The sequence below is a fragment of the Psychroflexus sp. MBR-150 genome, assembly GCF_053628795.1.
Window position 1 is genome coordinate 89,230 of sequence record NZ_JBRJHB010000003.1, and the last position, 11,914, is coordinate 101,143.

Genomic DNA, 11,914 nt, shown 5'->3' on the forward strand with positions numbered 1-11,914 from the left:
TTTCAGTCCAAACCCTAATTTCGATACTTCCGAAACTTTGGTATTCTCCGTTTAACTTCGAAAAACCACTCAGTTTGACGGCTTTTTATAATTGAAGACTTAAATCGAGTTTATGTTGATTTTTTAATCTAAATGCCTATCATTAAAAGTAAAATTTTTTTGAGGATGAGTTTTATCAAAAAAAATCAATTTTAGTTTTTTAAACTATCTTGTTTCACACGTTGCGTTTCAGTTTTATCTACAGAAGCGTTAGTTTTAGCTTCTTTAGCCTTTAAAATATTTAATTCTTTTTGGGCTTCTTCGGCAACCTTAGGATATTTATCCGTATAGTTTTTAACCACTGATTCTAAAATATAATTGGCTTGAAAAGCATCACCTAAGGCATAATAATTTTTAGCCATAATCACTAAAGCCTTGACGCCAAATTCTCTATAACGCGAATAATTTTTGGCTAATTGATTTTGAATAACTTGATTAGATTGCTCAAAGTCGCCAGATTGATTTAAAAAATAAGCTTTATAATACAAAGCTTCTGCCATACGTTGGCCATCAGCGACTTTTTCGACATTTTGATAAGCTGTTTTTGCTCTTTCTTCGTCATCAATAGCTATGGCTGAACGGGCTGTAAAAATATACGCATCACTTTTTATTTGATCGTCAACGCTCTCAATTTTCAGAACGTCTTCAGCATAGTCGAGTGTTTTTTGATAATTTTCAAGTTCGTAGTGGGCTTTCATTAAATTGGTCTGTGCAAAGATTTTATTCTCTGTAAAATTAGCTTCGGTTTCTAATTGACTGAGATAAGTTATAGCGTCTTGATAATTTTGATTTTCAAGATAAATCTGTGACAATTTACGTAAAGCTTCTTCTAAAAATTCTGATTTTGATGCTTCAGCTACAAATTGATAATGCGGTAAACTGTTTTCAAATTCATTTTTATTATAATACAGTTGAGCCAAGTAAAAATGGGCTTTTAAAGCATGAATTCCTTTTGGGAATTGCTGTAAATAATTCTCAAAACCTTTGATAGCGGCTTCTGGTTTGTTGTTGATAAATTTGTTTTCTGCAGCTTCGTATGTGGTGTCGTCTATTTCGGCATCGGTTACATTGACAAAGTCTAAACCTTTTACCCAATTGGCGTAAGCTTCAGGCTGTTGCTGGTCAATATAAATCAACCGGACAGTTTGCACCGCCTGTCTAGCTTCATCTGTTGCAGGATAATCAGCTACTAATTTTTTAAGCGTGCCTAAGGCGTTTTTATTTTGATTAGTGTTATAATAGGTCAAGCCAATTTTAGATAAAGCTTTTGGCACAAATGGACTTTGGGGTCTTGCATTCATCAAGCTTTGATAGGCTTGAAGTCCCTTTGCATTATTGTTTTCAGCGATATAAGTATTGCCGAGTTGATAATAGGCATCATCGAGATAAACAGAAGACTTAAATTGAGTAACATAATCTTCTAAAGCCTTTATTTTTGTTTCATTTTTATCAACAAAACCGTAGCATATAGCTTTTTGGTAGGCGACGTAATCTTTGTTATAACCTGGCATTTTTAGAGCCTTGTTATAGTTTTCCATAGCCGACCAATAGTCGTTGGTCACAAAATAGGTATCGCCCAACCTTACATAAGCATCAAATAATTTGTCTTGATTTTTTAAATCTAAAACGGCTGTTTTAAAATGAGATTTGGCTTGCTCATAAGCTTTTGTTTTAAAATAAGCATAGGCAATGTCGTAATCTACTTGTTTGAATTCATCAACTTGTCTTGCATCAGGTAGAGTTTCAAAGGCTTTAAAACCAATAAGTGCTTCTTCAAATTGACCTAAATTGTAGTTGGTTTCAGCTTTCCAATATGTCGCCTTGGCTGTGATTTTTTTGTCCAAAGGTTGAGATAAGCTTTGGTTAAAATATTCTAATGCTTTTTGGTATTCGTTAGCTCTAAAAAACTCAATAGCGTAGTAATAGTTAGCTTTCTGCCAGATGATTTTGTCTTCGTATTGCTTGCTATTTTCAAGTAATTCAATGGCTTCTTTATAATTTTTTGAAGTGAGATAAGAATCGATTAATAAACTTTTGATTGTTTGTGATTCTTCTGAATTTGGGTATGTTTCTAAAAATCTGTTTAGCACCACAGGCACGCTTTCATAGCTGTTGCCAATGTCATAACTGAGTTTGGCGTAGTTTAGAAATGCATCTTTTTGGATGGTTCTGTCAAAATCCATTTCCATCGCATTTTTAAAAGCATTGAGTGCTTGGGTTTTTTTGCCTGTTTTAATATAAGATTGTGCTAAATGATAATATGCATTTTGTGCTACGGCATTTTCACCATCAATAATTTTGTTGAATTCTGAAATGGCTTTGTCAAATTGACCTTGTTTGTAATACGCATAGCCAAGTTGATAGTAATCTGTATTATTCCATTTGCCACGTTGACCTTGATATTCTTTTAAGTATGGTAAGGCTTTATCGTATTGCTTTAAGTTGAAATAACTTTCGCCGATAATTTTGTTGAGTTGAGATTGCTCTTGACGATTAGATTTTGGCAGTTTTTCTAAACCCAGCTCAATGGCTTTTTCAAAATTGCCCAATTTAAAATTCATATCACTCATAAAATATGACAATTCTCGTTGAGAGCCTTGTTGCTTGGCTTCTTCAAAAAGCTCAGTTGCTTCGTCATAGCGATCTTCTTGATAAGCCATATAACCGATGTAATATTTGGCATCAGCACCATATTTGGCAGAAGTTCTTAAGTTTTCAAAATATGATTTAGCTGATTTATAATTGTTGGTTTTAAATAAAGTATAGCCATATTGAAATTGATATTGTTCTTTTTGATTATAGCTAAAACCAGATGTATTCACCTTTTGAAACCAAGGTTTTGCACGGTTATAATCCCCAAAATTGAAATAATACTGAGCAACATCGAGATAGGCTTGATTGCGTTTGGGACTTGTAGGATAATCTTTTACAAAATCTTCAATTTGTTGTTGTGCGTTGGGTTCGTTAAGCCGAATTGCTGTGTTGGCGAGATAATAGGTCGAATTGGTTTTTATCTCCTGACTTTCAGCTTCGTGCTTAACTTTTTTAAATAAAGCTTGAGCGGCTTGATACTGATGGTTCTGATATAATTGTAAAGCTTGTTGGTAAGTCGTTAAAACACTGGTATGACCAACAGATTGCTGGGCTTGCAAAGTATTTAAACCTAAAATTATTAAGAAAAATGAAATATAACGCGTCATAAATTTTGATTTCGATATAGTATTTAAACGATTTAAGTTATGTAAAATTATAAGGCTAAGATAAGATATTTAAAATGGATAAATAATAGTGTAGTTGAAATAAATAACAAACAGACTGCTATTTAAAAGCTCTCTAATATTTAGAAATGCTGTAAGTTTGTATAAATTTCATTGACTTAATTTCAAATTTAAATATATGAGTAAATCTAAATCTTCTCAACCTTTTGATATAAAAACCTTTCTTAAAAAACAATGGTCAAATATTTTCTTTTTTGCTGTTGTGTTGCTCTTTATTATTCCGAGCAGTCGAATATTTATACAGTCTCAACTAGCATCACTATTTAGTTCCTCGCCAAGCTTGATTGCAACTGAAAATCGTGAACGTTTATCAAATTATAACTTGGTTCTAAAAGATTTAGACGGACAATCAGTAAATTTAAAGCAATCGCGACATAAACCTATTTTAATTAACTTTTGGGCTACTTGGTGTGCACCGTGTTTAGCGGAAATGCCCGATTTTAATGAGTTGCATAAAACTTTTGAAGATGATGTTGATTTTTATTTTGTCTCTCAAGAATCTCAAAAGGTTTTAAGCAAATTTATATCTTCTAAAAATTATGATTTACCGGTTTTTATTCAACAATCTCAATTACCAAAACCTTTAAATAACGATGCTATACCAAGTACCTATCTTATTCATCCTAATGGCGAAATCGTAGCTAAAGCAAATGGTACTGCCAAATGGAATGATGAAGATATTCACCAAATAATACAAAATATGTTGAAATAATTTTGATAGAAAAATACAAAGAGTTTGAAAGACGAAACCATTGCTTCAAAATTCTTATATACTTATTTAACGTGAGTTCAATTTAAATTCCAATAAAATACAGATATTTAATCATTTGTCATGTCGATAGAGCGAAGCATGAGCGATGAGACATCTCAGTAGGATGAGATTTCTTCTCATTCTTCGTTACCAATGACAAAATTTGCAACAAAAAGATGTAATCATGTGATTTACAGCCTTCAATAAATCGAGCTCACGTTATTTAAAAAATTACAATATTCAAAATATAATTTTGTAACACAATATTATGCTTTATATTTGTTTGTAAGACAATTAATGAATGCACATAATTACCTATAAATGAATACAGGAATTTGCAAAGAAACACGCTGATGTAGAAACTCCCTTAAATTATTGGTATCATACAACAAATTCAAGTAGCTGGAAAAATTTAAGTGTTATCAGAAATACTTTTAATGGTGTTGATTATGTAGGAAATAAATAGGTATGTTTTTTCCTAAAATTTAATGCATATATGTAACAAAAGTTACTATTTAGCAACTTTTTATAGATTATTTTTACAGAAATTAATTATTTAATAAATAAAAATTATAGTATTATGGAGTTAGAACAAGAACAACAACAATTTTCAATGCCAAGAATTGGTGACAAAGCACCCGAATTTAAAGCAGTAACTACCCAAGGAGACATTAATTTTCCTTCAGATTTTGAAGGTGAATGGACCATACTTTTTAGTCATCCAGCAGATTTTACACCTGTTTGTACTTCAGAGTTTATAACTTTTGCCCATTTAGAAGAAAAATTTGCAAACGCAAATTGTAAATTAGTAGGACTTTCTATTGATGGAATATATAGCCATATTGCTTGGTTAAGAACCATTAAGGATAAAATTAAATTCAATGGCATGAAAAACATTGAAGTAAAATTTCCTTTAATTGAGGATATTTCTATGGAAGTTGCCAAAAAATATGGCATGATTCAACCCGGAGAAAGTAAAACACAAGCCGTAAGAGCCGTATTTTTTATTGATCCTAAAAGTATTGTAAGGGCCATTATTTATTATCCTTTAAGTTTAGGAAGAAACTTTGATGAGATTTACAGAGCCTTAATAGCTATGCAAACCTCTGACAAATTCAATGTGTCTACGCCTGCTGATTGGTACCCAGGAGACGATGTTATCGTTTCACCAGCTGGGTCTTGTGGTGTTGCTGAAGAAAGAATGGGTAACACTGATGATTTAGAATGTGAAGATTGGTTTTTCTGCACTAAAAAACTAGATAAAGATTTAGTATTAAAAGAGATACTAAAAAAATAAAAAGATTAATCAGATTAAAAAAGAGCATCAAAAATTTGATGCTCTTTTTTTAACTAAAATTTCTTTTGAAAAAACACGGTTATATTTCTTCCGGGTTCTGTAATTGGTACAGCTCCAAAATCTGCTTGGTTATTAAATGAAAAGTTTAGATGATCATGATAGGTTTGGTCAAACACATTTAAAACCGCTACTCCTAAAGACATATTTTTAAAAGGCTTTATTCCAAAACGAAGGTCTAAAGTTCCATAACCCGGCGTTTCCATTTCACCAAAGCTTTTAGCAATATTAGACTGTTTACTATTGATGTTATATTGTGCATTGGCCCAAATTTTATTCTTTTCAAAACCTGTTGTAAGGGTAATGTTAAATGGAGGTATAAGTGGTAAAGACTCTGATAGATCTTTATTTTTTGCATACACGTAAGTAGCCTCGGTTTTAAAATAATAATTGTTTAAAAAATCTAATTTTCCCATAACCTCAAAGCCTGTTTTATAGGCGTTATCTAAATTTTGAAAAACCTTAGGGTGAACTGGCTGTAATGATGGCATATATTTTCTTGTTAAACTAGCATCTTCTAAAGCAATAATATAATTATCAAAAAATGAATAGTAAAAAGAGGTTTCATAGCTGAATTTATCAAACCCATTGTTCAGATTTTCATATCCCTTAAATCCTATCTCAAACTGATTGTTAATCTCCGCTTTTAAATCAGGATTTCCAATATATTCATACGAATCTTGGCCAACGGTAAAATGATTGATAAACCGTTCAATCATATTGGCCGACCGCACGCCTCTACCAAAGGCCGCTTCAATCATAAATTTATCTGATACTATTTTTTTAATCGAAACCGTTCCACTTACGTTTTGTTCGGTTCGTTTTCTTAAATAGTACATGGCATCAAAATCCACTTCGGGGTCTTTAATATCAGACGTTACAATGTCTGTGCGCAATCCTGCCGTTATGATAGTAGATGGAGCTACGGACCATTTGGCCTCTGTAAACACCCCGATATCATTTATATAGGAATCCTGCCATACTTTATCATGAAACAGCATAGGCATGGGCAACATGGTTCCATCCATAACTTTAACCAACCTATCTCTGCCCCCATCTCTAGCAATATGTAACACATCCAAACCACTAAACACATTAAGTTTGCTAAATGGCTTCCAGTTAAGCTCCAACTTACCTCCTGTTGTTGTTGCTTCAACAACTGATGCTGCTTCAGTCATCATAAAAGATGGCCGACCATTATTGGTCATTAAATGATCTACATAACTGTAATAGGCTTTAGCAGTCAAAGATTTTAAAATATCACCCATGTTTGACCATTTATAATCCAATGACAGAATACTGCTATTATCATAATCGGTATCCATGGGCAAGCCGGCATGCAGCACATCCCTACCAAAAGATTGTCTCCAATGTGCTTGCAAGCGTTGGCTTTCAGCAAAGTTATAACCAAATTTTAGTCCGTAATCCGTACTACGGAATGATGACGGAATTTCAGTTTGGCTACCATCCTCATAATTTCCAAAATCCCTATAACCAACATTGCCAACAATATCATAAGTATCGGCAATCTGCTGCAATTGCAACATGGTAACGAAGGAATTTCCATTAGACTCGTAACCACCAGACACTTTTCCATGAAAGCCAGCTTCTTCTAAACTTGTTTTACTTGTTACAATATTTATAACCCCTCCAAAAGTAGAACCATATCTTACCGTGTAAGGCCCTTTAATGATTTCTATTTTTGAGACTTCCTCCGGAATAATATGTGTGGTAATAGGATCCATTCTGTTTGGGCAAGCGTTCATTGCCTTGGTGCCACCATCATATTGAATGTTCAGTTGTTCATATTGTGATGCCCTAAACGATGGATCTGTAGCGTAATTACCCCGCTTTATAACCGAAAAACCATTGATGTTATTAAACAAGTCGGCTATATTTTTTGGTTGCACAATATTTTTTTGATAGTCATTTGATACTTTGGTCAAAACAGGGTCTGTGACAGCATTTCCCGTTATCAAAACCTCATCAAGCTGTACTGTTTTTTGGGTAATTGCATCTTGGGCCTTATCTGTTTCCTCTTGGGAAAAAGACATAGCATAAATAAGCGTGCAACAAAGCACACTATAAAATGTTCTCATTTTTTGTTGTTTAAAAAAATTGAAATAATTAAGTTTTCAAAAGACTGTTTAGCCTTTTGGTTTAAAAAATAAAAATATGTGAACTATGCTTGCGGCGGGTGATCTAAAACAGATATTGCTGAATACGCATATAAATTATTGTAATATGGCTTTTCAGATTTCTCAAACGGGTTGTTTAAAAAACTATAGGTGGTTTGTTCAACAACAAACAAGATGACTTCTTTTAAATTTAAGTTCTTGGTTGGAATTTTATCTGTATTTGCATTATTATTTTGAGCTACTTTTTTTAAATGGCACTTACCGTCACAATGCATTTCCGGCTTGTCTTTATTCACACAAAGCATGTCAATAAAATCTGCTTTGTCCAAATAATAATAGGCATACGTAAACGATAGTTGCAAACTGTTAAACAACATGGTCAGCGTAAGCACATGGGATAATATGAGAGCTGCTATTTTCAACGGTGCAAAAATAAAATTTTTATGCTATCATAATGAAACTTTTATGACATCCATAGTAAAATTTTTAATCGACATGTTAAATAAATTATAAAACCATAAAGATTAATGACTTGAGTAACATTGGTTACTAATTACATTTTTTTTTTAGACTACATTTGAACTAATAAAAAAAGTTCTAAGTGGTTATTATGAACAAAAAAAGATGCCATTAATAAAACATTAAATATGTATTATGAAAAATTTTAAAACATTTCAAATCGTCTTAATAATAATGACAATTCCATTCATTACGTCATGTTCTAATGATGATAATAATTTAGAAGCAATAAATAGTGTTGAACTTCTTCAAACAGATACAGACGCTTTACTTTTCATGATAGAAGAAGAAAAACTAGCGAGAGACACTTATGAGTTTTTATATAGCCAATGGGGAATTAACCAATTTGAAAATATTAAACAAAGTGAGCAATCACACATGAATGCCGTTACCAATTTACTTGAATTACATAATATTTCATATACAGTTTTGCCTTATGGTGAGTTTAATAATGAAACATTACAAGGCTTTTATGATCAATTTGTTCAAAGTGGTCAAATAAGTCTATTAAATGCCTTACAAATTGGAGCAACAATTGAAGATTTAGATATTGTAGATTTACAGGAGTATATTGATAATACTGCCAATACGTCATTAATCTCTGTTTTTGAAAGTTTAAAATGTGGTTCAAGAAATCACCTTAGAAGTTTTGTTTCTACAATTGAAAGTATAGGAGAAACATATACTGCACAATTTTTAACTGAAGAAGAATATAACCAAATAATATCTGGAAGTAATGAAAAATGTAATCTTTAAAACATCTGTAATTATTATTTCAATAATGTCTTTTAACTCATTTAGCCAAAATGCAAATCTTTCAAACCAGGAAGTAATTGACATGAAATATATGCTGGAAGAAGAAAAAGTAGCTCGCGATGTGTATGAGTTTCTAGACAACAAATGGGGCTTAATGGTTTTTAACAAAATCAAACAAAGCGAACAACAACATATGGATATGATGGCGTATTTATTAAACACCAATAAAGTAAGCTATCAATTAAGTAGTGAGCGTGGTGTGTTTTATAATGAACAGTTACAAAAACTGTACGATGATTTGATTGAAAAAGGGTCACAATCAAGACAGGATGCTCTAGAAGTAGGCAAAACCATTGAAATAACGGACATTAACGATTTAGAAAAAATCAGAAAACTCACCACTAATTCTCAAATTAACGAAGTGTATTCAAAACTTATTTTTGCTTCCAATAATCATTTGCGGGCTTTTAACAGAAATTTGTCAAGATTTTGATATAAACTTCATAAATCAAATTAAAAACACGGCTAGTTAATTAGTTTTGTGTATTTTTAAACAACTAAAAATCTTACAATGGAAGATATGCTTTTTTATGATAGAATGCAGTTTGCTTTTACCATTACGTTCCATTATCTGTTTCCCCAATTAACCATGGGACTGTCATTAATGGTAGTCTTTTTTAAATGGAAGTTCTTAAGAACCCATATTGACAAATACAATGAGGCAGCCAAATTCTGGATGAAAATTTTTGCCCTAAATTTTGCCATGGGCGTTGTGACAGGTATCCCCATGGAATTTCAATTTGGAACCAACTGGGCGAAATTTTCTGAACTTACAGGTGGTATCATTGGCCAAACCTTAGCTATGGAAGGTATGTTTTCGTTCTTTTTGGAATCCTCATTTTTAGGCTTGTTCCTTTTTGGGGAAAAATTACTGGGCCATAAACTACATTTCTTAACAGGCTTTTTAGTGTTCTTGGGCTCTTGGGCCAGTGGCTTTTTAATTATAGCAACCAATTCATGGATGCAATATCCTGTAGGATATGAAATTTTAGAAAACGGTAAGTTTGTTCTAAATAATTTTGGAGCCTTGTTTACCAATCCGTGGTTATGGCCATCATATCTTCATAATCAAGCGGCATCCATAGTAACATCTTCATTTGTTGTAGCTGCCATTGGAGCATTTTATATTTTAAACAATAAACATAGCGAATTTGGTAAATTGTTTGTTAAAACAGGCGTTATCTTCGGATTGATTTCTTCAGTATTGGTCGTATTTCCAACGGGTGATTTAACTACAAAAAACGTGGTAAAGCACCAACCCGTAACCTTTGCGGCCATGGAAGGTATCTTTAAAACTGAAGAAGGTGGTTCTGAAATCATACTCATAGGCCAGCCCAATATGTTAGAAAAGAAACTGGACAATAAAATTGCAGTGCCTAATGTATTAAGCTTTTTAACGTATCAAAATTGGAATATTCCAATTAAAGGTTTAAATGAATTTGATGCCAAAGATTATCCTACAAACATTCCGGGGTTATACTATGCCTATCATATTATGGTTGGTTTGGGTACTATTTTTATAGGTTTAATGTTGCTTGCGAGTGTTCAACTTTTTAGAAAAAAATTATATAAAACCAAATGGCTTTTATGGGCTATCCTGTTTATGTTACCATTTCCATACATAGCCAACACTACAGGTTGGTACACTGCAGAGCTTGGCAGACAACCTTGGTTGGTCTATAATTTATTGCGAACCACAGCAGGAGCTTCTCCAACGGTATCATCAGGTAATACATTATTTACTTTATTGGGATTCATAGGTTTGTATTTGCTTTTAGGTTTGTTATTTCTTATGCTAATAGGAAAAATTGTTAATAAAGGCCCACAAATTATAAAACACTGATTATGGAATTATTCTGGTATATCGTTTTAATGACAATGTTAGCCGTTTATGTAATTCTAGATGGGTATGATTTTGGAGCGGGAATCATTCATTTATTCTTTGCTAAAACTGAAAAAGATAAAAAAGCAATTACTAATGCCATTGGCCCTTTCTGGGATGCTAACGAAGTATGGTTAATTGCTGCTGGCGGTGTCCTGTTTTTTGCATTTCCAACCTTATATGCATCTTCTTTTAGCGGATTTTATTTACCACTGATTATGATTTTATGGTTGCTTATTTTTAGAGCCATTGGTTTAGAATTACGAGGGCAAGTAAAAAATTCTATGTGGGAAAGTATTTGGGATAAAGCTTTTGGAATAGCCAGTTTGCTTTTGGCTCTATTTTTTGGAATTGCATTGGGCAATATTGTCAGAGGTGTTAATCTGGGCAATGTTACAAATGGCGTCTCAACACAAGAAGCTCATTATTTCTTTTTACCCCTTTGGAATACAACGTTTAGTCCGCAATCAGAACATTTAGGCATTATTGATTGGTTCACTATTTTATTAGGTATTGTTGCCGTAATTGCTATAACTATTCATGGTGCTAATTGGATTATTTTCAAGACCAATTCAGGTTTAAATGAAAAATTAAAGAAAGTGGTTTTTATGCTAACAATTGTATTGTTAGTATTAAGTATCATAACCTTGTTGGTATGGCATATTATAGAACCTAATCCTTTTCAAAACTTTGCTAAGGATCCTTGGCTATGGTTATTCCCTTTAATCACTAGTATTGGATTAGTCGGGTTATTTAAAGTGAAATCACTAAAAAAAGATGGCTATGGTTTTGCCTTTTCATCACTTTTTTTGTTCGGTGGGCTTGCTTCAACTGTAGCATCAATTTTCCCTAAAGTATTACCATCAACCAATGATGTTAATCCTGCATTAACCATTTACAATGTGGCCGCTGAAAACTATGGACTATCTGTTGGTTTAAACTGGTTTTTTATTGCATTAATCTTGGTCGCTGTTTACTTAACAATTCAATATAAAGTTTTCAAAGGCAAACTGGATGATGTAGGTTATGGCGAGCATTAAAATGATATTTTACAAATAACAAAAATTGCTCAAAATTGCTTTTATATATTATGTAACAATTGTGACAGTTTAACTTATTATATCAAAGTACATTTGA

At 32.4% G+C, this 11,914-nt stretch carries 10 protein-coding genes; 7 read left to right on the top strand and 3 right to left on the bottom strand.

All coding sequences use genetic code 11. The annotated features are described in order from the left end of the window. Window positions 1-191 precede the first annotated feature (191 nt). The gene (locus ACSSV5_RS02605) at window positions 192-3,239 is read right to left on the bottom strand and encodes a tetratricopeptide repeat protein (RefSeq protein ID WP_454244650.1); all 3,048 of its coding nucleotides are present in this window, start codon (window positions 3,237-3,239) and stop codon (window positions 192-194) included. A gap of 196 nt (window positions 3,240-3,435) precedes the next feature. Between ACSSV5_RS02605 and ACSSV5_RS02610 the strand changes: the two genes are divergently transcribed. The 3 genes from ACSSV5_RS02610 (at window position 3,436) to ACSSV5_RS02620 (ending at window position 5,365) form a co-directional block, all read left to right on the top strand. Further along, a complete protein-coding gene (locus ACSSV5_RS02610) occupies window positions 3,436-4,029 on the top strand; it encodes a TlpA family protein disulfide reductase (protein ID WP_211064681.1) in 594 nt (197 codons plus the stop codon). 364 nt (window positions 4,030-4,393) lie between these two features. Continuing rightward, a complete protein-coding gene (locus ACSSV5_RS02615; protein WP_454244755.1) occupies window positions 4,394-4,534 on the top strand; it encodes a type II toxin-antitoxin system HigB family toxin in 141 nt (46 codons plus the stop codon). Between the two features lie 114 nt (window positions 4,535-4,648). Next, window positions 4,649-5,365, top strand: a complete 717-nt coding sequence (locus ACSSV5_RS02620) for a peroxiredoxin (RefSeq protein WP_454244651.1) — start codon at window positions 4,649-4,651, stop codon at window positions 5,363-5,365. A gap of 53 nt (window positions 5,366-5,418) precedes the next feature. Here the strand turns inward: ACSSV5_RS02620 and ACSSV5_RS02625 are convergent, their stop codons facing one another. Next, on the bottom strand, window positions 5,419-7,521 hold the full coding sequence (locus ACSSV5_RS02625) for a TonB-dependent receptor domain-containing protein (protein WP_454244652.1): 2,103 nt from the start codon (window positions 7,519-7,521) through the stop codon (window positions 5,419-5,421). 83 nt (window positions 7,522-7,604) lie between these two features. Then, window positions 7,605-7,982: a hypothetical protein gene (locus tag ACSSV5_RS02630; protein ID WP_454244653.1), complete on the bottom strand. Its 378-nt coding sequence runs from the start codon at window positions 7,980-7,982 to the stop codon at window positions 7,605-7,607. A 232-nt stretch (window positions 7,983-8,214) separates the two neighbouring features. Here ACSSV5_RS02630 and ACSSV5_RS02635 point away from each other — a divergent pair, with 232 nt between their 5' ends. The 4 genes from ACSSV5_RS02635 (at window position 8,215) to cydB (ending at window position 11,817) form a co-directional block, all read left to right on the top strand. Beyond that, complete coding sequence (locus ACSSV5_RS02635) at window positions 8,215-8,835, top strand: DUF2202 domain-containing protein (protein ID WP_454244654.1); 621 nt, start codon at window positions 8,215-8,217, stop codon at window positions 8,833-8,835. Beyond that, window positions 8,816-9,328, top strand: coding sequence for a DUF2202 domain-containing protein (locus tag ACSSV5_RS02640; protein ID WP_454244655.1), 513 nt, complete (start codon window positions 8,816-8,818; stop codon window positions 9,326-9,328). Before ACSSV5_RS02635 ends, ACSSV5_RS02640 begins: the two co-directional genes overlap by 20 nt. Before the next feature lie 78 nt (window positions 9,329-9,406). Continuing rightward, on the top strand, window positions 9,407-10,738 hold the full coding sequence (locus ACSSV5_RS02645; protein ID WP_454244656.1) for a cytochrome ubiquinol oxidase subunit I: 1,332 nt from the start codon (window positions 9,407-9,409) through the stop codon (window positions 10,736-10,738). Window positions 10,739-10,740: 2 nt separating this feature from the next. Beyond that, window positions 10,741-11,817 carry a cytochrome d ubiquinol oxidase subunit II gene (gene cydB, locus ACSSV5_RS02650; protein ID WP_454244657.1) on the top strand — a complete coding sequence of 359 codons (1,077 nt, stop codon included), beginning with the start codon at window positions 10,741-10,743 and terminating at the stop codon, window positions 11,815-11,817. The last annotated feature ends 97 nt before the right edge of the window (window positions 11,818-11,914 follow it).

Coding starts and splice junctions, on each gene's coding strand:
- ACSSV5_RS02605 (WP_454244650.1), bottom strand. CDS start 3,239: ATGACGCGTTATATTTCATTTTTCTTAATAATTTTAGGTTTAAATACT.
- ACSSV5_RS02610 (WP_211064681.1), top strand. CDS start 3,436: ATGAGTAAATCTAAATCTTCTCAACCTTTTGATATAAAAACCTTTCTT.
- ACSSV5_RS02620 (WP_454244651.1), top strand. CDS start 4,649: ATGGAGTTAGAACAAGAACAACAACAATTTTCAATGCCAAGAATTGGT.
- ACSSV5_RS02625 (WP_454244652.1), bottom strand. CDS start 7,521: ATGAGAACATTTTATAGTGTGCTTTGTTGCACGCTTATTTATGCTATG.
- ACSSV5_RS02635 (WP_454244654.1), top strand. CDS start 8,215: ATGAAAAATTTTAAAACATTTCAAATCGTCTTAATAATAATGACAATT.
- ACSSV5_RS02640 (WP_454244655.1), top strand. CDS start 8,816: ATGAAAAATGTAATCTTTAAAACATCTGTAATTATTATTTCAATAATG.
- ACSSV5_RS02645 (WP_454244656.1), top strand. CDS start 9,407: ATGGAAGATATGCTTTTTTATGATAGAATGCAGTTTGCTTTTACCATT.
- cydB (WP_454244657.1), top strand. CDS start 10,741: ATGGAATTATTCTGGTATATCGTTTTAATGACAATGTTAGCCGTTTAT.